We start from the raw sequence: 19347 nt of genomic DNA, 5'->3' as shown, positions 1-19347 counted from the left end.
AAAGAAGTTATTTCTGCGTCTTCACGGTTTGCAGCGCCGTCATGGCCGTGGACACCATGCCGGCCAGGTCGCCGATATTGGCGGGAATGACCAGCGTGTTGGATGTTTTTGCCAATTTTCCGAATTCATTGACGTATTGTTCCGCGATTCTCAGCGAGGCGGCGTTCTGGCCTCCCGGCATTTCCAACTGCCTGGCAATGGTGCTCAAGCCTTCGGCGGTGGCCTGGGCAACGGTCAGGATTTCCTGGGCTTCGCCTTGGGCCTCGTTGATGCGACGCTGCTTTTCGCCCTCGGATCGGAGAATGGCGTCCTGGCGGTCTCCTTCCGCGCGGTTGATGGTGGACTGCCGCTCTCCTTCGGACCTGGCAATGGCCGCACGTTTTTCACGCTCCGCGGTCATCTGGGCTTCCATGGCCTTTTTTACGGATTCCGGCGGGATGATGTCCTTGACCTCGTACCGCAGGACCTTGACGCCCCATGTCTGGGCAGCCAGATCAATGGACTCCACCACTTGGCTGTTGATTGTTTCGCGTTCCTCAAAGGTTTTATCGAGATCGATGCGGCCGACGCAGGAGCGCAGCGTCGTCTGGGCCAATTGGGATGCGGCCATGCGATAGTCGTTGATCCCGTAGGCCGCACGTTTGCTGTCCACGACCTGCAGATAGATCAATCCATCGACTTCCACGGTCACATTGTCTTTCGTGATGCATGTTTGACTTGGAATATCGATGACCTCCTCCTTCATCGAGTACCTATATGCCACCCGATCCAGAAAGGGCATGAGGATATGAAACCCCGCGCCCAGGGACTTGTTGTACTTGCCGAGCCGTTCGACAATATATTCTTTTTTTTGAGGAACGATGACGGCGGACTTCAACAGGACGATGACGATGAGACCGGTCAGTACCAGTAATGCGATAAGCGGTGCGTTCATTCGGATGGCTCCTTTATTCGGCGGACAAGGAAAACGTGCCGAGAATCATCGGCATACTTCACAATTTCAACGGTTTGACCGGCATCAACCGCTTCATCGGCAACAGCGTCCCAGGCCGTCCCGCGATGCTGGATCCGGCCGGTGTTGGGTGGCAGGATGGATTTGAGGACGAGAACGCGTTCGCCCAAAGGGAAATCGTCAAAATCCATACCTTGGTGATTCGCGGTGACGCCTCGAAAAGTGCGCATCATCCATTTGCGGAATACGAAGAGAGAGATGATGGTGGTCAGGATGAAAACGACCAGCTGCTGGGAAAGATCCAGATCGAAGACGAACAAGGCCAGCACAACGCCCAGGCACCCAATGCCGAAGAACAGAAAGATGAAAACGGGCAAAAAAAGTTCCAGGAACACAAAGGCAATGCCCAGCAGAAACCAGGCAAGCCAGGGGGAGAGCAGGGCATCAAAACTCATGGCGGCTCCTTGTGGTCATGCCTTCAGCCATGTCCGGAATCATGTTCTCGGCTCAAGGCCATGGCGCAACAGGTGCGAAGGGTTGTTTCAGGATCGGCATCATGGTCTTGCCGGTCATGGGCAGCTGGTTCAGTTGGTGTATTCCATTACGCCTGGGGCAAAGTCTCTGTTTTTATGACGTTGGGCAGGCGCATCCGTCATCAGGTCATGGGCATACAGCGGCAAGGTGAAATAAATGGTCGTCCCCTTGTCGACTTTGCTGTTCACCCAAATATTACCGTCATGTTTTTCGATAAATTCCTTGCACAACAAGAGACCGAGTCCCGTTCCTTTTTCACCACCGGTTCCTTTCCTGGAGTGCATCTTGTCCAGTTTCAGGAGGTTGGACAGGGATTGCTGATCCATCCCGATGCCGTCATCCTTGACGGAAATTTCGACGAAGGAATCGTTTTGGACGGCGCAAACGCGCACCTCTCCAGAAACGTTCGAGAATTTGACGGCATTGGTGAACAAATTGCGGAGGATGGTGTTCAACATGGACTTGTCGGCCAATATGCTCAATCCTTCGGGGATGTCGGAATGAAATTCGACACCCTTCTGCAGAGCGACCATCTTTATCAAATCAATGTTGTGGTTAACCGTTTCCGCAAGCTCGCACCGGACTGGATCAAAAGCGGTTTCACCTCGTTGGGACAGTGACCATTCCAACAGGTTTTCGAGGAGTTTATGCAGGTTCTGCGCGGATTGCTGCATGTCTCCGGACAATCGTTGGATCTCATGCAGAGTTAAATTGTCGATTCGTTCCGTCAACATCTTGATGAACACGAGAAAGCCCATGAAGGGCGACCTGAGGTCGTGGGCGATGATGGAAAAGAACCTGTCACGTTCCGCAAGCGCCTCTTCAAGCTCCTCATTTTTCCGGGTAACTTCCTCTTCAGCCAGGACATGGTCGGTGATGTCCGTACTGCTACCCACCATGCCGAGAAATCTACCGGTTTCCGAAAAACGTGGCGTGGCCTGGGATTTAATCCAGCGCCATTTGCCGTCATGGCGGCGAACGCGCGCTGTTGCGGTAAAAACTCGTCTTTCCTGGAGCGCGTTCATGAACTCCTTGGTGTATGATTTTGCATCCTCCGGGTGGATCTGCACCTGCCAGCCGTTCTTTTTCTCATCATCCAGGGTAACCCCGAAGAAGTCGCGATAGGCTTGATTGACATAGACCGACTTCCCGCGGACATCGTTGACCCAGATGGGGAATGGGGAACCGTCGGCCATGATCCGAAAGCGTTTTTCACTCTCCCGCAAGACTTCCCGAGTGCGAACGTCACGGGTGATGTCCGTGATTATGCCCGCCAATTTGACGACCCGGCCCTGGTCGTCGGCCACGGGCACCACAAGGCTGCGTAACCAGCGAGATGCGCCGTTTGGTCGTCGGATGCGGTATTCCATCTCGTATTGTTCACCGGTTCTGATCGCGTGTTCGTCCGCGGTCTGTATTCTTTCCCGGTCTTCTTCGGTGTACAGGCTGAGATACTCATCCCGGGATTGCGGACAGTCCCGGGACGGCAAGCCGAACATCCGGCGTAGCTTTGCACATGACGTGAAATTCCCCGTGGCCAGGTCGAGTTCCCATGAAGCAACTTTTGCCGAATCCATGACGAGGCGAAGCCGTTTCTCGGTATCGCGCAGTTCCTTCTCCGTTTCCTGGAGCTTCAAAAGAACGATTTTGCGAGTCCCGACAACCGCGTCGACTTCCTCGTTCCGGATCGCCTCCAGGACGGCCTCGGCGCGCTCCAGCCGCCTGCGCAGGCTTTCTATGTCTTCATTCATGATTCAACCATACTCGATTGAAGGGCTACTCGGACCTTTTCCCGGTCGTTCAAATTACCCACGATCATTACGGTGTTAAGGGGGGTGGATATCAGCATCGTGGGCGTTACGAGAATATTGTGTTTTACCGCCGCGGCAAAATTCTCCAGGACATCCACAATTTCCATGGTGCATCGTCCCGCCAGTTCGCCGTCTCGGAGTTCGATCAGGTTCTTACGGGCAATTTGTGAATTCATGCCGTTCCCGGCTATGAAGAGGGTAAGATGATAGTGAATCATATTATCCGATAAGGGTTGATCGCGTCTGCTCATGATGGTCGCTTCCACTTTTTATGACGCTTCAACGGGCTTGGCCGCCTGCGGCATGAGAATGATCCCATCGTTCGTAATGGACATGTAATGGTATTGATGGGAATGGGCCGAGCCGCGGGATTTGACGACCAGCAGTCGGCGGCACAGGCTTTCGTCAGCCAGAAAATAATCCAGCGCGAGAATCGTATCCACCAGAGAGGAGAGGCCTATTCCGCTCAATTCGCTGATGAGCTCGGTTCCGGTCGTCTGGTTCAGGTAAAAACAGGTGATGCCGCGTTTTTTGCATTCGGTCATCAATCGCATCAGGAAGTCGAAGGCGGCGCGTTCACTACCCATCCGTCGGCTGGCTGAAATGGCGTCGAGCACAAGATGTTGCGGATTGAATTCGGCAATATGATTGAGGATGCGCAACAGATGTCCTTCGACACCGTCGGATTCGGGCATGGCCGTGACGATGCGCAGCCAGTTTTCCCTCTCTGCCGATTCCAGTTTGAGGCCGATGCTCTGCATTCCATCGAGCAATGTCTCCCGGGACACTTCGTAGTCCACATAGAGTACTTTCTCTTCCCGGTTGCAGGCGGCGTGGGCGAAAGTGCAGGCCAGGGACGTCTTGCCGCTTCCGCTGGGACCCGCCACCAAAATGCACGTTCCCTGTTTATATCCTCCGCCGAGAATCGCGTCGATCTGGTCCACGCCGCTGGATACGCGCTTTCCGATAGGCGGTTGGATTAATTGAGCGGACGAGACAGGCATCAAGACAATTCCATCGTGAGAGAAAAGATAAGGATGTTCATTCGCCATGAAGTCCGACCCACGGTATTTCAGAACGTTCAATCTCCTTGTGCGGACTTGCCCGGACATTCTCTGGTCCAGGTGCAGCACGCAATCGACCATGAAATCCAGGAAGGGATAGTTCCTTTCACCGTCTTGCCCCAGCTTGGCGGTGAGCACGGTGGTCATGCCGAGATCGCGCAGCGTGTTGTGGATGAAGTAGATTTCCTCCCGTTCGCGCACCGGGTCGGCGAACGCCCACATGAGCACGTCAATGGCGTCCAGAACCACCCGCTTGGCGCCCATGAGCCGCGCAAATCCTTCAATCTGGGCCAAGAGGCCTTTGCAGTCGAAATCCCCGGCTCGAAACGCATCTTGCGGCAGTTCGGCATGGATGATCTTCAATTTGTCGGCGGCCTCCAACGCCTCAATATCCATGCCCATTCCGGCGGCATTGAGCCGGATGTCTTCGGCGCGTTCTTCAAAGGAAACGAAGATGCCCGGTTCACCGGCAATTGCTCCACGATAGAGAAACTCCAACGCCAGGATGGACTTGCCGGTGCCGGGCTTGCCGTTGAATATCGTGGTCCGGCCGGTCGGAAGACCACCGTGCAGGATTTCGTCCAGCCCCCGGATGCACGTCGGGATCTTGGGTATGGATGAACTCTGTTTTGGTTCGGTTCCCGGACGGCAGCGCTCACAAGACATTGAATTCTCCATATTGCGTTGAAACAGATGGCGGCTTTGAGAAATACATCACAAAAAACTAGCACAGAAAAAAGGCGCGTTGCATAGAGTTGCCTTTGTTGGACATTTTGCGCCAAAATCGAACGATTCCCATTGATGCATTTCGCAACAGGTCATCAGAAACTGAAGCAGCGTCGGGAGTGTCGTGCTGAACACAACGCTGGCCGCACTGGTGGGCGGCGATCCCAGGGGAAGGTGCAATATTGAGAACATTCATGCTGAGGAAGTGAACTTGGGTTTGACAGATAATGACGAAAACAATCCTGACAAGCTGGACTCGTCTCGTCAAATGATGTCTATTTGAGATGATTCGTGATTTGCTAATTGATTAAGCGTTTTTGACGGAAGGGTTCTGAGGAGGAATCATTGGCAGCTTCTGCCAATGATTCGCGGGGAGCGCTGATGCCATGCAGCCCAAGTGCGTCGGTGGGGAACGAGAGCGGCGGCAGGGTGTGAAACCGAATGTTATTGTTTGGGTTTCGCTTCCTTTTTGGGAGTGCGTTTTTTCGGCTCATTGGGGTCAATATTTTGCTGCTTTTTGAGTTCAACCTTTTTCCTCTCTTTCTTCATACTGAATTTCACATCTCTTCTCGAGCCATCCTTATCGAAAAAAATGGTTTTTAATTTATCCATTCTTGTCCTTGGTCGGAGGTCATACAGGAAGCATTTTGTCGTTTCCCCCTTGCCCGACGAAGGACATTTGAAAACTTCGTCCCAATCCTCGCAACAGCACTCCAGACATTTCAAGGCAATAGCCTGTTTCGCGGTGATTTTCGTGTTTTTGTGCATTGCTCACGCGGCCCGGTTTCTTGAACGGTTCAGCGGCAGGACATGCATGGAATGAAAAGGACGATGGTCGTCTCGAATCGAGAACATGATATGCTGGTAGTGGATATTGACTTGATTTTCAAACAGTTCGTTTCGGATTTGCAAGGATCCCTAAAACAGCTTGCGGATGACGCTTGTCACCACGCCCCATATTTCACAGTCCATTTCCGGTGTGACCTCAATCTCCGGATACGTTCCATTCGCCGGGACCAGGCTGGTTTTCGCGTTGCGCACGCGCAGCGTCTTCACGGTGAACTCGCCGAAAACCACGGCGATCACGATTTTTCCGTCATCAGCCTGAATCGACTTGTCCACCACCAAGGTGTCCCCGGAAAAAATGCCGACGTCCCGCATGGAGTTTCCGGTGACCTTGACGAGATAGGTTGCCGTGGGGTTCTTGATCAGGTGCTCATTCAAGTCCAGTCGGCCTTCCAGAAAATCATCCGCCGGAGAAGGGAATCCGGCGGCCACCGGGGAAAGGTACAGGGGCAGCGTACAAGCGGTTTTGGGAGCAATTCCTGAAACCAGGACAAGCTCCCTGGAGAAGGCGAAGAATCGGGTTCGGATCATAGGGGGCACGACTCAAGTAAAACAAGTATCCCCAAGGGGAAAATCTCGCTCTACGGTGTTTCTTTACGAATCCCCACGAAATGCTTAGACTGAGGCTTGAACGTATCGCTACCCGGTATTTTTTTGGGTGGATAGAAAATCGCTGAAGACCGGTTTGAATTGATTTTGTTGAAAAGATGGGGATGAATCATATGGATGCGTCACATTATTTGTTGGCCGCCAACGCGGCGGTATGGATCGGCCTGGGCGGCTACATTTTCTTCATAGCCCGTGGTCAGGCCTGGATTGAACAACGTTTGCAACACCTGGAGGATCTGGATAGTGAGCAGCACAAGTATGAGTAGCGCGACAACTGGTCCGCACGACCAAGGCCGCCGGCTGATCCTGGTGGTTGTGGCCTTGGGGTTGGCCCTTTTATTTGTCGGATCCATCATTTACCGCCTGCAGAACCCCAGTTTGACCATGCAGGCCAGAACGTCCCAGTCCACCATGGCCATGAACGAGATTGCGGATATGATGGCCCGGCTGGATAATGAACCCAACCACTTGCCCACCTTGATGGCCCTGGGTGATCAGTTCATGCGCCTGGGATCCTGGGAACGTGCTGCCGTGTTCTGGAGGCGTTCCCTGGCCGTGGATCCCACCGAAGATCGGGCCATGAACGGGCTGGGCGTAGCCTACTACAACATGGACCAGTATTCCGAGTCCGCGGAGCAGTTTGAACGGATCGTCGACATCAACCCCGATAATTACCGTGCCCACTTCAACCTGGGCATGCTCAACAAGTACTACCTGGACAATCCGGAACAGGGACGTTTTCATTTCGAACGGGTACTCGAAATCGGTCCCCAAGACGAGGTTCTTGTGGAGAGAGTCACTGAAGAACTGGCCAGCCCGGCTCCCGGTGGCGGCGTTCCTGAATAGGGGACCTTCAAGGAAAAACTAAAAGGGCTACCATAGGTAGCCCTTTTTTGTTAACCTTTCAGCCTGAGAGAAAATCTTCCAGGGATCCGGTATGGAAGATGGGCCGCACAGGGGTACGGCGGTCCCGGAATCAGATCATTTCTTCTCCTTCTCCTCGACATACACCTCCATGGTCAAATCCATTCCGGGGAGGCTGCGTGGGCCTATGTTGGTCAGATTGTGTCCGTCGCCGTGGGCGGCGATGAAATCCGTGCTGACCGCCAGGCGCACGTCCAGGACCCGCGTCAACCGCTCCACGCGGGCTGCAACGTTCACGGCATGACCGATGACCGTATATTCCATCCGTTCCGGACTGCCGATGTTGCCGGCCAGGACCGTGCCGGAATCCAATCCGACGGAGTTCTCAAGCAGCAGGTCGTGGCCCAGGTGAAGTTCCTGGTTCAGGGCGTCGCATCGGGCGATCATTTCCCGTGCCGCTTTCAAGGCGGCCTGCTGTTCTTCTTCCAGGGGAACCGGATGACCGAAAACCGCCAGAACCATGTCCCCGACAAACTTGTCCACCATTCCGCCATGCTTCTGGATGATTTCAACCATGACCGTGAAGTAGTCGTTGAGCAGTCCCACTAATAGCTTGGGCGGCAGTTTCTGGCTCAGCCGGGAAAAACCGCGCAGATCGCAGACCAAGACGGTGACGGGGTATATTTCCCCGCCCAGCTTCAGGCGATTAGCCAGAAGGTGCTGCATGGCCCGGGTATTGAGCACCTTGCCCAGGCTGGCTTTCATCAAGGCTTTTTCCTGCAGCTCGCGAGCCATGGCGTTATAGGTTTTGGCCGAAGCGGCAATTTCATCCCGACCCGATTCGTCAAGCTGTATGGAGTAGTCACCCTCACCAACCCGGGCCAGGGCGTGCTGCATTGCGACGAGCGGCTGAAAGATACGCCGGCTGAAGTACCATCCCATGAGCACGGCCACCAGCAGGGCAATGCCCAGGGAAACGAGACCGGCGCGGCGAATGGACGCCAGTTTGCTTTCCACCCGGTCGATGGACATGTCGATGCCGATCAATCCGATGGGTTGCCCGGATCCATTGAGGATCGGGGCATATCCGGACATGGTCGTGCCCCACTGGTCGTGGTGCGGGTGCTGATCGCTGGAGGGGCGAACGAATCCGTGGATCAGTTCCTCCGGGGGATCGGGATATAACGCTCCGAGGGGTTCGGGCAGCTCGTCATCGCTGAACACGCCGTCACCGTCGTCGTCATGGGCCGGAGAATCGACAATAAACCGCACCTGACCATTTTCCAGGCGCATGGTGTAGGCGTAGAGGTATTCTTCATTGGACTGGGCAATGGCGCCCATCAGATCCTGGATCGCAAAGTATTCGGGCGAAGTCATCTGCGAGGGATGGGTGAGTTGCTGCAGGACGTCGCCGTCCACGAGCATGGAGGCCATCTTGGCCGTGGCCTTGAGCTGCTGGCGAATGGAGTCCAACAATGCGTTCTTGGCCTGGAAATAAAAGTAGGAGCCCGTGGCGCCGGAGGCCATGAAGGCAATGAGTAGAATGCCGAAAAACAGTTTGACGCTCAGCCGCATTGTCTGCCTCCTGGTTGGTTATGAAGACTGCATCAGTCGTGGATATAGTGGCACATCAGGTATGAATCATGTTGTCAGCGAATGATGACGAACCGTTACGAGCATCGGATGGATGAGGTTGTACAGGTATTCTATCTCTTTGTTGGAAAACCTTTGGGGCCACAAAAGTGCACTCCGTCAGCGCGGACTACAGCGGTTTTTTCCCCGGGAAATTGAAATGTCGTTCCAGTGCGACCTTGTTGCCGGGCATGGTCCAGGCGGCGCAATGTGTCGTGCAGGGTCTGACCCGCACCTAAATCATCCAGCACGGCTTTGTACAGACGTAAGCGCAGCGCGGTGTGCAGGCTGGACAGCAGGGACGATTGAAGGAAATGGTCCTCCAACCTGGCCTGCTCCAAAAGCGGAGTGATCTGGGTTGCAAAAAAGGATGCATCCTCGGTGCCTTGGTCGTGCAGGCGGGTAATACTCTCCGAAAAGCGGGGGTTTTCCTGGGTCAGGAGGGGGATGAGCGTGTTGCGGATTCGGTTGCGGGTAAAGGCGGGATCAGTGTTGCCGGCGTCCTCGGACCAGGAAACGTCGATGGCTCGAAGAAAGTCGCGCAATTCGTTCTTCGGCGTATGCAGCAGAGGGCGAACCAGGCAACGCCCGGGATCCCATGCGGCCATCCCTGACAAGGCCGGCCATCCGACGCCGCGAATCAGCCGCATCAGAACATCCTCGGCAAGGTCGTCGGCATGGTGCGCGGTGAACAGGTAGTCCGCTCCAACCTTGTGGCGCACGCCGGACAGGAAGCGGTACCGCAAGACCCGGCCGGCTTCTTCCAGGCCAATTCCGGACTTCCGGGCATACCGTCCAACATTGCAGCACCCGGAAACAACAGGTCTGTTCAGTCTGGAGCAAAGCTGCGCGAGTTCATGGGATTCCCGAATTGATTCTGGTCGCAGCGAATGGTCTAGGTGAGCTACGGTGATGGCGAGATTCAGACGGGACGCCAGACAGTGCATGATCAACAGCAGGGCCAGGGAATCACTTCCCGCGGAACAGGCCAGCACGACATGACGTCCCTGGAGGGGAAGCGCAAGCTTGTGCAGCAAAAACCTCTCGACTCCCAGACAGAACCGCGCCCGCACCGGCGGCAGGTCCTGAATTCTGGCTGGCAGGTTGGGAGGGAGCATATCAGTTATACAGGGATATCCAAGTGACTCAAGGTCTCATCGACCTGGGTCAGAATCCATTCGCGCTGTTTTGGCGTCGCGTAGGCGATGCAGGAGCAGCGAAGCTTGCCGCGGCCGCGGACCAGCAGTTCGACCTTGAACCAGTCATGACCGGTTTCCAGGGAACAGACAAAGGGGCCGCACTCGCCTGCATGCTCGACTTGTTCCGGGGCAAGCAGGTCGTCCGGGATCTGCAGCCAGTACATTCCGTCCACTGAGGCCTTCAGGCCCTGGGATTCAAGAAAAGGCAGCAGACGCTGCATGTCCGTCGAATTCAGTTCATCAATCAAATACGAGCGCAATGGATTCCTCCATGTTGTTTTCGTCTGGGCGTGGAATGTGAGGGTTACTTGGTCTCGGGAACGTGTTTCCGTGAAGCATGGGGTTTGGGGATAAACCGCCCGCATCGCTCAAGGCGCTGAGGACGCCAAGGAAAACATTTTTGGAAAGCAGGGAAAGAGCTGCTTTCCAAAAGGATTGCCACACCCCTGTCGGGGGTGATGAGGTGTTCGCCGTCAGGCGTGAAGCTTTTGCCTTCCGCATCTTTCCAGCGGAAGGCAAAATTTTTTTTCTTGGCGTTCTCCGCGCCTTGAGCGACCAACGGGAGCAGGCGGTTCCCCATCCTGCATGTTGGCCGAATCCACCAGGTCAGCCCTGATCTTTCTTCCCCACGCATCGACGATCCGGGTGGGCGTCCGGCATGGGTGGTTCGTTGTCCAGGTTGAACATTCTGCGGGTGATGTCGATGTACCGGGCCCCGGCGTCTTCTTCCTGGGCGCGGCGCTTCAGGAAATCCAGGGGCTGATGGTAGAGCTTGTGGGCCAGGGAGAGCACCAGGGTCTCCAGGGCCTCGTTGATTTCCGGATCGTCGGCCTTGGGGCCCAGCCGGCGCAATGTCTTCTTCAGTTCCTTGCGGGCAATGTGCTCGCCGGAGGAAAGCAGGTCCAGGATGGTCGGCTTGAGGTCCAGCGAGCGCAGCCAGAGGGCGAACTTTTCCGTTTCCTCCTCGACAAGGACCATGGCCTTGGCGGCCTCGGATTTGCGCTGGCTGAGGTTTTCCTCCACCACCTCCTTCAGATCGTCGATGTCGTACAGGAAGATGTTGTCCAGGCTGTTCACGTCCGGATCGATGTCCCGGGGCACGGCGATGTCGATGAAGAACATGGGCCGGTTGCGGCGCTGCTTCATGATGGACTGGACGTCGCGCCGCCGGATCACCGTTTGCGTTGCTCCGGTGGAACTGATCACGATGTCCGCCTCGGCCATGCGCTCGAAAAGGTCGGAGAAGAGCACGGCCTCCCCGCTGATGCGGGAGGCCAGTTCACAGCCCCGGACGTGGGTGCGGTTGGCGATGAGCATCCGCTTCACCCCGGCGGAAAGCAGATGCTGGGCAGCCAGTTCGGCCATCTCCCCGGCGCCCACGAGCATGGCGGTCTGGTCGCCGAGATCGCCGAAGATGCGTTTGGCCAGTTCCACCGCGGCAAAGCTGATGGAGACCGCGTTGGAGGCCACCTTGGTTTCCGTGCGCACCCGTTTGGCCACGCTGAAGGACTTGTGCAGCAGCCGGTTCAGCACCACCCCGGCGGCTCCCTGTTTGAGGCTGCGCCGGTAGGCCTGCTTGAGCTGGCCGAGAATCTGGGGCTCGCCGAGGATCATCGAGTCCAGGCTGGAAGCCACGGAAAAAAGATGGGTCACCGCGTTCAGGTTCTGGTGAGTATAGGTGTGCTTTTGCAGTTCATGGACGTCGCCGTTACGGGTTTCCGCCCAGAAGTGAAGTATCTCTTTGGCCAGGTCCTTGTCCGCGCGCCCCACGGCCAGAAATTCCACCCGGTTGCAGGTGGAGAGGATCATGGCTTCCTTGACGCCGGATTGCGCCGTGATCAGGCCCTGCTCCCGGGGATCGGGGTCAGGGAGAGCATAGCGCTCCCGCACCTCGACCGGAGCGGTTCGATGGTTGAGTCCGAGCAGACAGATGTGTTGATTCATGACTCAGGGTTGAAAGCTGTGGTGGGTGTCCAGAAAAAAGTTGATCCCGACCATGGAGATCAGGGACAAGGCGAAGATCCAGATGGCCAGCTTGGCCGGCTTGCGGCCGCGCCAGCCGTTGACGAGGCGCTGGTGGAACAGGAAGGCGAACAGCAGCCAGACGATGATCGCGGCGACTTCCTTGGGATCCCAGGAGAAAAAACGCTCCCAGGTGAAGTGGGCCCATAAAAAGCCGGACAGCAGGCCGATGGTGAACAATGGAAAGCCCAGATTCACGGCCCAGGAGTTGACCTTGTCGAACATGGCCAGGGAGGGCAGGTCCTTGCTCAGGCCGGTGATCTTGGCCTTGCCCTTGATCTTGTTCTCGAGGAACAGATAGACCGCTCCGGAACTGGCGGCCATGGCCAGCAGGCAGATGCTGAGAAAGAGCGTGCCGATATGCAGGCCGAACCAGAGCAGCATGAAACTGTCCGGCAGCGCCACCTCCACGCTGGGCAGGGTCGTGGCGAAGGAGTAGGCGATCACGGCCAGGGGCAGGGCGGTCAGGGCCAGAAAATTGGTATGCAGCCGCCAGTTCAGGGCCAGATAGACGATGATCAGGGTCCAGGCCAGGAGGCTGAAATGAAAGGGCCCGTGGCCCAGGGCGTCCGCGCCGTATCGGCTCAGATAGTAAAGGATGTCCAGGGTGTGCAGGCTGAAACCGAAGACCGTGGACAGTTGCCCGGCCTGTCGGACCAGGGGCCTGCGCACCAGGACCGCGGTGATGTGGAGCAGGGCGCCCAGAAAATAGAGCGCCAGGGCCGCGAGTTCCAGGGTTTCAATCAGGTTCACTGACAACGCCCTCCAGGCGATGGTGCAGGGTTTCCGGAAGGTGCTTTTTCAGAACGTCCAGGACCAGGCCTGGGTTGTCCTGGCTGATCACGTCCAGCAGCTCGGAGCGGGTCAGGTTCCGGAACAAGGCCGTATTCTCCGACGTGGGCAAATCCAGCTCCAGGACCAGAGGCCGCAATCGACGCATCAGGGCCAGGAACCGACCGTACTCCGGGCCGAAACAGGTTCCCAGTTCCTCACGAATTTTCTTGGCCAGGGCCGGGCTGGAGCCGGAGGTGGACACGGCTATGGTCAGGTCGCCCTGGTTGTGCATGGACGGGAGGATGAAGCTGCACTTTTCCGGCTGGTCCACGATGTTGCACAAAATGCCCCGTTCCGCGCAAAGGCGGCTGATCCGCCAGTTCAGATCCTCATCGCTGGTGCAGGCGATGACCAGGAAGCGTCCGTCCAGGTCTTCGGGCTCGAAGGTTCGGACGTGATAATCCACCAGCCCCTGGTCTATCACTTCCTGCCAGCAGGTATCCGGTTCGCGGGTGTCTACGATGCGCAAACCGGCAGGCGCGCAGGAGAGCAGGGTCTGCACCTTGCGCGTGCCAACCTGGCCCACGCCGACCACAAGGCAGTGCTTGTCGCGTAAATCGAGAAGTATTGGATAATAGCGCATGATGTCGATGTGATTGGGGTTGGAGTTGGTTCGGAATCATGTTTGGATGTGGCTGACTGCATTCGCAACGAACAAAATCCTTTAAATGATAAAAGAATGTACCCTGGAACTCAATCCATTTTCGCCGAATTCAGCGGTTGGCATTGGCGAAAATGTCAATGGCGACCCATTGCCCCTTGGAGTAGTTGAAACCTCGGACATTGGCCAGCGGTTCAGCCGCTAGGCCGAGTTCGGCCAGAGTCTCGTGGAACTGCGCTTCGCGGCGGGATTCGACCAGGGCCATGCCGTGAGGATGTTCCGCTAGATGGTGGGCGGCCTGGGCAGGGCTGATGAGTCGGATATTCGTGCCAAGCAGAAAGACCAAGCTGGGTTCCTGGAAGCCGGTCGATGCGATCACCCCCTGCAGGTCGGGATGCTCCTGCCGCAGGGAGTCCACGGTGTGCTGCAGGGTTCGGCTGACCCAGAAGGCGCGCATTTCCGGCAGCCCCTTGCCCAGGAGAACCGGAAAGATCAGGATTGCGCCCAGAAGCAGCACGCTGCAGACCTGAAGCATTTTCTGTTCGAGGTACAGCCGCCAGCCGGCATAGGTCATGGCCAGCGCGACCAGGGCCGCGAGCAGGCCCCACCAGGAGACGGACCTGTCCAGGTACAGCGGGGCCACGATCAGCCCCAGCCCCAGGATCATCCCAATGGCCAGCCACAGTCCGGAGCCTATTTTCTCAATCCAGCGGCCATACTTGCCCGGTTCCGCTTGCGCGGCCAGACCGGACAGCCAGAGGGCCGTGAGCAGGGCGATGGCCGGGTAGAGGGGCAGGACGTAGTGGGGCAGCTTGGTGGGGACCAGCTCGAAAATGATCCAGGACGGCACGATCCAGGCCCAGAGGAAGCGGATCAGACGATTCGAGGGATCCGCGGAGCGCATCTTCCAGGTCCGGACCAGGGCAGGCCAGGCCAGGAGCGAGGCCGGCCAGAAGGTCAGGGTGAAGAGCAGAAGGTACATTCCCGGAGGCGCGCCGTGGGATTCGTGGCCGGAGATCAGCTTGGGCAGTAGGTCGCCCTTGACCGCGTCCGAGACGAAGGAGCCGTCCGTGGCCATGGAAACGGCGATCAGCCAGGGCAGAACCATGGCCGCGGTCAGGAGCAGTCCAGGCCCGGGCCGTAATCCCCGCAGCCAGGAAAAGCGCCGGGGATCGTGGCGGTCGGCGATGAACAGGGTGAGCAGGGTCACACCGGCGATCATCGGACCCACCGGCCCCTTGAGCAGGATCGTACCGCCCATTCCGCCCCAGAAAAGCAGCCACAGCCAAGGCTCGGCGGGCGTTTCCGGCTTGCGGATGTAACACATGGCCAAGGCAACCTGGATGGCGGCGATGGACGCCAGGAGCATGGCGTCCGTCTTGGCGAGATGGGCTTCGGTGACCAGCAGCACGGATCCGGCCAGCATGGCCGCGGCCAGGAAGGCATATTTGGCTTCCATGGCGCGCCTGGCCAGGGAAAAGGTCAGCAGCACGGCCAGCACCGCTCCCATTACGGACGGCAATCGGTACGGCCACAGCGCATCCGGGTTGATGATCCTGGCCGAAGCAGCCTGAAGCCAATAGATGCCTACAGGTTTCTTGTGGCGGTCCTGCTCCTGGAACTTGATCCGGATAAAATCCCCTTCCTCCAACATCTGCCGCGAAGCCTGCGCAAACCGCGCCTCATCTCGGTCAAAAGGCGGCAAGGTCGTCATCCCCGGCAGAAAAAGCACCAGGCAAAACAGGATCAACGCAAGATATCCAAGGGGACCGTCGAGATGCTGTGTGTTCATGTGTATTTGTGGATAATGGGGGTTGAAGACTCAAGTCGAAATCGCAGTCGAAATCAAATTGCAATCAAAATCGACATATTGTGCTCCAATACCAGCTAGGCGAAATTTGAACCGCCCGCTTCGCTCAAGGCACCAAGAACGCCAAGAAAACACTTTGGAAAGCAGGGGAAACGCTGCTTTCCAAACGGATTGCCACACCCTGACAGGGTGATGTCAAACCGGCCGCTAGGCGTGAAGTCCTTCTGGGTTCCGCATCTTTCCAGCGGAACCCAGAAACTCTTCTTGGCGTCCTTCGTGCCTTGAGCGAAGCGGGCGGTTCATTATTCACAAGTATGGCTCTTGATACTGGGCATCATTCGTAAGCCTCAGGAAATCACGCTATCCTCTTCCTCACGCAATTTCAGCACCTTCTTCCGATAGTAGTCGATGAGGTACCAGACCAGAATGAACGCAACCACCGCGGCGATAATGGAGATGATGCTGGTTTGCAGGGTTTCCTGGGTTGCGCCGGCGCCGATGAGGGTTGCGGGGATGGCCTGGGGGAATATGCCCAGGATGGTTCCCAGCAGAAAAGCCCGGTGTCGGATGGGCAGCATGCCCATCATGATCGTGGAATAGAAACCGGACAGCGGCATCATCCGGATGCCGAAGACCGACATAACGCCGCCCTTGCCGATGCGCTTCTGGATGCTGTTCAGGTTCGGCCGCTTGCGAAGAAAGGAAAAACTCCACCCTGCATGGCGGACCAGGGAGAAAATGGCGTAGAATCCGATCAGGGTCCCGGCCTGGGTGAGCAGCAGTCCCTGCCAAAAACCGAAGGCCATGCCGCCGATGGAGCAGAGCAGGAGTCGGGGAATGCCGATGGAAATAAGCAGGGTCACACCGGCGATGTAGAGCAGCATCCCGGAAAGCCCCTGGGCCTTGAACCATGCTCCGAGTATTTCGGTCTGGGCCAGAATCGTGCGCAACGGGGTGAAGTTCATCACGATCAACCCCAGCAGGACGACCAGGATCAAGATCGCGCCCAAAAAGCGGCGGCGTTTCCAGAACGGTTTTCCAAAGGGCTTCTCGGGTGGCCTTACGGGGGGGCTGTCAGGAGGCCCATCGGCTGCTTTCCCCGATGCGTCCATGGAATTGCCGACCGGGATTTTGTCGGCCCGAGGGTCAGTCATTCCGGCAATTTCTTGATGTGTCTTGACCGTGACCGTCGACCCAACGCTGGAGGGGGATGGCCCGTCGCGTGTACCAGCGGATGGCGATGCAATCCAGAAATCCGCGCCAGAGCCGGTTGCTGATGCCGTATTTGGAAACCCCGCTGGTCCGCGGGCGGTGGTTGATGGGATGTTCGACCACGGTCATTCCCCGGCAGCGCAGGAGCGTGGGCAGGAAGCGGTGCATGCCGTTGAAGACCAGCAGTTCCGGCAATGATTCCCGTCGTATGATCCGGAATGTGCAGCCGGCATCGGAGATGTGATCCCCGGCAATGATGTTCCGGAACTTGTTGCCCATCCGGGATGAAATGCGTTTGACCCAGTTGTCCCGGCGATTGGCGCGGATTCCGCTGACCAAGGCTGTATCCGGGGTCAGGGCGCGGAGAAGGGCGGGGATGTCCCGCGGATCATGCTGCATGTCAGCGTCCATGGTGATCAGAATGGGTGCGGCGGCAACCTGAAAACCCGTGGCAAAGGCCGCGCTTTGGCCCAGGTTGTGAGTATGGCGAATAACCCGCAGATCACCGCGTTGCTCCTGAAGCTCCAGCAAAACAGCAAGACTCCCATCCCGGCTGCAATCATCCACGCAAATGATCTCGTAAGGACGCCCAAAATTCTTCAGGGCAATTCCCAACTCCTCGATCAGAGGAGCTAGGCATCCTTCCTCGTTGTAGATGGGCAGGATGCAGGATATGGCTGGAGGAATGGAGGCTGATGACATCAGAATTCGTGGGACGAGAAGAAGGTTTGCCGTGGAGTCGCGGGACGTGGTGAAACAAAGTTATCTATTTGCCCAAACACAACATGTCAATTCCGCGTCACACAATAATATTGACAACCCCAACCTAACCCCAAACACAAATCGCAATCGCAATCGCAATCGCAATCGCAATCGCAATCGCAATCGCAATCGCAATCGCAATCGCAATCGCAATCGGATAGATAATTGGTAATTGCAGAGTGACCCGAAAAAGTGAACCGCCCGCTTCGCTCAGGACGCCAAGGCCGCCAAGGAAAGATTTTGGAAAGCAGGGAAAGAGCTGCTTATTAAAAGATCCTCGCTCCCTGCCGGGATAAAAAAAATGCCGTAGGCATAAAGCCTTTTGGCGACTGCATCTTTCCAGCAGCAGCCAAAATTCATTTCTTCTTTGCGACCCCTGCGTCTTGAGCGAAGCGGGCGGTTCACATTCAAGGCCGGAGCCAGTTGTCCAGAATCAAAGGCGCCTTGATGCATTCATAATGGCGGGTATTGTTCGTAACCAGAACAGCCCCCAAAGATAGTGCGTGCGCGGCAATCATCATGTCCATCTCACCAATGGGCCGTCCAGTCGATACAAGCTGATGGCGGATATCCGCGTACCAGTCTGCTGCTTCAGCGTCCCAGGAAGGCACATGCACGATTTTGAAAAATTTTCGGACAACCATGTGCAGGCGGTGGTCAGCGGGCAATCGTTTCAGGCCGTATAAGAGTTCTGCTCTTGTCATCACCGATATGCAAACCTGGGATGGAGGCATATTGTTCAATCTCTCCTCGATTTCCGGCGACCGTCCCTTGAGTAGGTAGCTGATTGTATCTGTATCCAGCATGGAAAGCATGTCAGGTATTTTTCGTCTGCAGCGGCAAGTTCGAATCGTCAAACATGCCGGTTGACTGTGGAAGCACATTCATGGGCCTGTCAGCCAAGAACTCATCCGGCACGTCAATGGAATGGATCAGGCTGAAAAGATCACTCCAGCTTTGCGCACCCGGACGGCTGGAGAGCACCACATCCCCTGATGCTTCATTGCGGCTTACATAAACCTCATTGCCTTCAAAACGAAACTCCGCAGGCAGCCGCACAGCCTGGCTGCTGCCGTTCTTGAACAATTTCGCGATTCGAGTCTCCATATCATGGCCTCCCAATTATTAGTATATGGGCAAGCATATACTTTGCTGTCAACCTGTCAATGCGTAACCGCTTGTATAAAAATCGGGCAAAGTTCTCGAATTACCTAGCAATTGAAATTCTCGCCTTCGTGGAAATGGACCCTGAGTTACCTGGTGAAACGTGACGATCCGGAAAAGAAAACCGTTCGCTTCGCTCAGGATGCCAAGCCCGCCAGGGAAAGGTTTTTGAAAGCAGGCAAATAGCTGCGTTCCAAAGATCCTCGCTCCCTGCCGGGATAAAAATGCCGTCAGGCGTGAAGCCTTTTGGCGGCTGCATCTTTCCAGCAGCAGCCAAAAGGCATTTCTTCTTGGCGACCCCTGCGTCTTGAGCGAAGCGGGCGGTTCACATTCAAGGTTCTTTTCTGCCACCCTCATGTTCTACATAGTCGAGCCTGAAAAATCCGATATTTTCGTTACAGGATCATCATAGAAGGCTGACGGGTTGTGGTGCCGAAAAACAGCCAAAGCGTAAAAAGGGCAAAAAAGTGTTCGAACTTCCGAATCCACTTCCTGAAATTGAATGCCGCGGCAGCCATGAACAGGTTGATCGCGTCGCCGAGAACCCCTTTCAGGTAGTTTCGGGACAAGCGATGATCCTGTTTCAGGTGACCAATTATCGGCTCTATTCCTGCTCTACGGCGAAAACGCTCACGGGCGATCCGCCGTTGATAGGGGCTATCGCTTTTCTTCGGACGCCCTGGCCGCAGGATTTTGGTGTCGCCT

General features: G+C 56.4%; 22 protein-coding genes. 3 read left to right on the top strand and 19 right to left on the bottom strand.

The genetic code is table 11. The features are described from left to right. Window positions 1-7: 7 nt before the first annotated feature. From BLP93_RS15715 to kaiC, 5 genes are all read right to left on the bottom strand, one after another. Window positions 8-934, bottom strand: coding sequence for an SPFH domain-containing protein (locus BLP93_RS15715; RefSeq protein ID WP_092123744.1), 927 nt, complete (start codon window positions 932-934; stop codon window positions 8-10). Then, window positions 931-1407 (bottom strand): NfeD family protein, encoded by a 477-nt coding sequence (locus BLP93_RS15710; protein WP_092123742.1) that lies wholly within the window; start codon window positions 1405-1407, stop codon window positions 931-933. The genes BLP93_RS15715 and BLP93_RS15710 overlap by 4 nt, the downstream gene beginning before the upstream one ends. Before the next feature lie 129 nt (window positions 1408-1536). Further along, on the bottom strand, window positions 1537-3237 hold the full coding sequence (locus tag BLP93_RS15705; RefSeq protein WP_092123740.1) for a sensor histidine kinase: 1701 nt from the start codon (window positions 3235-3237) through the stop codon (window positions 1537-1539). Continuing rightward, window positions 3234-3515, bottom strand: a complete 282-nt coding sequence (locus BLP93_RS15700) for a circadian clock KaiB family protein (RefSeq protein ID WP_279615070.1) — start codon at window positions 3513-3515, stop codon at window positions 3234-3236. The genes BLP93_RS15705 and BLP93_RS15700 overlap by 4 nt, the downstream gene beginning before the upstream one ends. 51 nt (window positions 3516-3566) lie before the next feature. Continuing rightward, complete coding sequence (kaiC, locus tag BLP93_RS15695; RefSeq protein ID WP_161946369.1) at window positions 3567-5027, bottom strand: circadian clock protein KaiC; 1461 nt, start codon at window positions 5025-5027, stop codon at window positions 3567-3569. Window positions 5028-5211: 184 nt separating this feature from the next. Here kaiC and BLP93_RS16965 point away from each other — a divergent pair, with 184 nt between their 5' ends. Next, a complete protein-coding gene (locus BLP93_RS16965; protein WP_153304294.1) occupies window positions 5212-5370 on the top strand; it encodes a hypothetical protein in 159 nt (52 codons plus the stop codon). A gap of 161 nt (window positions 5371-5531) precedes the next feature. Here the strand turns inward: BLP93_RS16965 and BLP93_RS16960 are convergent, their stop codons facing one another. Beyond that, window positions 5532-5699, bottom strand: coding sequence for a hypothetical protein (locus BLP93_RS16960; RefSeq protein ID WP_153304293.1), 168 nt, complete (start codon window positions 5697-5699; stop codon window positions 5532-5534). A gap of 306 nt (window positions 5700-6005) precedes the next feature. Next, window positions 6006-6464, bottom strand: coding sequence for a LexA family protein (locus BLP93_RS15685; RefSeq protein ID WP_092123732.1), 459 nt, complete (start codon window positions 6462-6464; stop codon window positions 6006-6008). 191 nt (window positions 6465-6655) lie between these two features. Here BLP93_RS15685 and BLP93_RS15680 point away from each other — a divergent pair, with 191 nt between their 5' ends. Together BLP93_RS15680 and BLP93_RS15675 are read left to right on the top strand one after the other, a co-directional pair. Then, window positions 6656-6808: a CcmD family protein gene (locus BLP93_RS15680; protein WP_139163035.1), complete on the top strand. Its 153-nt coding sequence runs from the start codon at window positions 6656-6658 to the stop codon at window positions 6806-6808. Next, on the top strand, window positions 6801-7388 hold the full coding sequence (locus BLP93_RS15675) for a tetratricopeptide repeat protein (RefSeq protein WP_092123728.1): 588 nt from the start codon (window positions 6801-6803) through the stop codon (window positions 7386-7388). The genes BLP93_RS15680 and BLP93_RS15675 overlap by 8 nt, the downstream gene beginning before the upstream one ends. A gap of 135 nt (window positions 7389-7523) precedes the next feature. Here the strand turns inward: BLP93_RS15675 and BLP93_RS15670 are convergent, their stop codons facing one another. The 12 genes from BLP93_RS15670 to BLP93_RS15610 all read right to left on the bottom strand — a co-directional run. Beyond that, window positions 7524-8981, bottom strand: a complete 1458-nt coding sequence (locus BLP93_RS15670; protein WP_092123726.1) for an adenylate/guanylate cyclase domain-containing protein — start codon at window positions 8979-8981, stop codon at window positions 7524-7526. A 131-nt stretch (window positions 8982-9112) separates the two neighbouring features. After that, a complete protein-coding gene (gene tilS, locus BLP93_RS15665; protein ID WP_092123724.1) occupies window positions 9113-10156 on the bottom strand; it encodes a tRNA lysidine(34) synthetase TilS in 1044 nt (347 codons plus the stop codon). A gap of 5 nt (window positions 10157-10161) precedes the next feature. Beyond that, window positions 10162-10497: a hypothetical protein gene (locus tag BLP93_RS15660; RefSeq protein ID WP_092123722.1), complete on the bottom strand. Its 336-nt coding sequence runs from the start codon at window positions 10495-10497 to the stop codon at window positions 10162-10164. Between the two features lie 346 nt (window positions 10498-10843). After that, window positions 10844-12181: a glutamyl-tRNA reductase gene (gene hemA / locus BLP93_RS15650; RefSeq protein ID WP_092123718.1), complete on the bottom strand. Its 1338-nt coding sequence runs from the start codon at window positions 12179-12181 to the stop codon at window positions 10844-10846. A 3-nt stretch (window positions 12182-12184) separates the two neighbouring features. After that, window positions 12185-13012: a cytochrome c biogenesis protein CcsA gene (gene ccsA, locus BLP93_RS15645; RefSeq protein WP_092123716.1), complete on the bottom strand. Its 828-nt coding sequence runs from the start codon at window positions 13010-13012 to the stop codon at window positions 12185-12187. Then, window positions 12999-13676 carry a precorrin-2 dehydrogenase/sirohydrochlorin ferrochelatase family protein gene (locus BLP93_RS15640; RefSeq protein WP_092123714.1) on the bottom strand — a complete coding sequence of 226 codons (678 nt, stop codon included), beginning with the start codon at window positions 13674-13676 and terminating at the stop codon, window positions 12999-13001. The genes ccsA and BLP93_RS15640 overlap by 14 nt, the downstream gene beginning before the upstream one ends. Window positions 13677-13806: 130 nt before the next feature. Then, window positions 13807-15486, bottom strand: a complete 1680-nt coding sequence (locus tag BLP93_RS15635; protein WP_092123712.1) for an ArnT family glycosyltransferase — start codon at window positions 15484-15486, stop codon at window positions 13807-13809. A 365-nt stretch (window positions 15487-15851) separates the two neighbouring features. Continuing rightward, window positions 15852-16658, bottom strand: coding sequence for a TVP38/TMEM64 family protein (locus BLP93_RS15630; protein WP_092123710.1), 807 nt, complete (start codon window positions 16656-16658; stop codon window positions 15852-15854). Next, window positions 16651-17418: a glycosyltransferase family 2 protein gene (locus BLP93_RS15625; protein ID WP_092123708.1), complete on the bottom strand. Its 768-nt coding sequence runs from the start codon at window positions 17416-17418 to the stop codon at window positions 16651-16653. Before BLP93_RS15625 ends, BLP93_RS15630 begins: the two co-directional genes overlap by 8 nt. 467 nt (window positions 17419-17885) lie before the next feature. Beyond that, window positions 17886-18284 (bottom strand): type II toxin-antitoxin system VapC family toxin, encoded by a 399-nt coding sequence (locus BLP93_RS15620; protein ID WP_244148789.1) that lies wholly within the window; start codon window positions 18282-18284, stop codon window positions 17886-17888. Window positions 18285-18294: 10 nt separating this feature from the next. Further along, complete coding sequence (locus BLP93_RS15615) at window positions 18295-18585, bottom strand: antitoxin (RefSeq protein ID WP_092123704.1); 291 nt, start codon at window positions 18583-18585, stop codon at window positions 18295-18297. A gap of 452 nt (window positions 18586-19037) precedes the next feature. Beyond that, window positions 19038-19347, bottom strand: a 310-nt coding sequence (locus tag BLP93_RS15610) for a transposase (RefSeq protein ID WP_244148788.1), incomplete at its 5' end; no start/stop codon positions are given.

The sequence above is a fragment of the Desulfonatronum thiosulfatophilum genome (assembly GCF_900104215.1).
Lineage (GTDB): Bacteria > Desulfobacterota > Desulfovibrionia > Desulfovibrionales > Desulfonatronaceae > Desulfonatronum > Desulfonatronum thiosulfatophilum.
This window is presented reverse-complemented; position numbering and strand designations above follow the sequence as displayed.

Excerpts from the sequence above, each read along its gene's own strand:
- tilS (WP_092123724.1), bottom strand. The coding sequence starts at position 10,156 with ATGCTCCCTCCCAACCTGCCAGCCAGAATTCAGGACCTGCCGCCGGTG.
- BLP93_RS15685 (WP_092123732.1), bottom strand. The coding sequence starts at position 6,464 with ATGATCCGAACCCGATTCTTCGCCTTCTCCAGGGAGCTTGTCCTGGTT.
- BLP93_RS15615 (WP_092123704.1), bottom strand. The coding sequence starts at position 18,585 with ATGGAGACTCGAATCGCGAAATTGTTCAAGAACGGCAGCAGCCAGGCT.
- BLP93_RS16960 (WP_153304293.1), bottom strand. The coding sequence starts at position 5,699 with ATGGATAAATTAAAAACCATTTTTTTCGATAAGGATGGCTCGAGAAGA.
- kaiC (WP_161946369.1), bottom strand. The coding sequence starts at position 5,027 with ATGTCTTGTGAGCGCTGCCGTCCGGGAACCGAACCAAAACAGAGTTCA.
- hemA (WP_092123718.1), bottom strand. The coding sequence starts at position 12,181 with ATGAATCAACACATCTGTCTGCTCGGACTCAACCATCGAACCGCTCCG.
- BLP93_RS15625 (WP_092123708.1), bottom strand. The coding sequence starts at position 17,418 with ATGTCATCAGCCTCCATTCCTCCAGCCATATCCTGCATCCTGCCCATC.
- BLP93_RS15715 (WP_092123744.1), bottom strand. The coding sequence starts at position 934 with ATGAACGCACCGCTTATCGCATTACTGGTACTGACCGGTCTCATCGTC.
- BLP93_RS15640 (WP_092123714.1), bottom strand. The coding sequence starts at position 13,676 with ATGCGCTATTATCCAATACTTCTCGATTTACGCGACAAGCACTGCCTT.
- BLP93_RS15635 (WP_092123712.1), bottom strand. The coding sequence starts at position 15,486 with ATGAACACACAGCATCTCGACGGTCCCCTTGGATATCTTGCGTTGATC.
- BLP93_RS15710 (WP_092123742.1), bottom strand. The coding sequence starts at position 1,407 with ATGAGTTTTGATGCCCTGCTCTCCCCCTGGCTTGCCTGGTTTCTGCTG.
- BLP93_RS15620 (WP_244148789.1), bottom strand. The coding sequence starts at position 18,284 with ATGCTGGATACAGATACAATCAGCTACCTACTCAAGGGACGGTCGCCG.
- BLP93_RS15630 (WP_092123710.1), bottom strand. The coding sequence starts at position 16,658 with ATGACTGACCCTCGGGCCGACAAAATCCCGGTCGGCAATTCCATGGAC.
- BLP93_RS15700 (WP_279615070.1), bottom strand. The coding sequence starts at position 3,515 with ATGATTCACTATCATCTTACCCTCTTCATAGCCGGGAACGGCATGAAT.
- BLP93_RS15670 (WP_092123726.1), bottom strand. The coding sequence starts at position 8,981 with ATGCGGCTGAGCGTCAAACTGTTTTTCGGCATTCTACTCATTGCCTTC.
- BLP93_RS15675 (WP_092123728.1), top strand. The coding sequence starts at position 6,801 with ATGAGTAGCGCGACAACTGGTCCGCACGACCAAGGCCGCCGGCTGATC.
- BLP93_RS15705 (WP_092123740.1), bottom strand. The coding sequence starts at position 3,237 with ATGAATGAAGACATAGAAAGCCTGCGCAGGCGGCTGGAGCGCGCCGAG.
- BLP93_RS15680 (WP_139163035.1), top strand. The coding sequence starts at position 6,656 with ATGGATGCGTCACATTATTTGTTGGCCGCCAACGCGGCGGTATGGATC.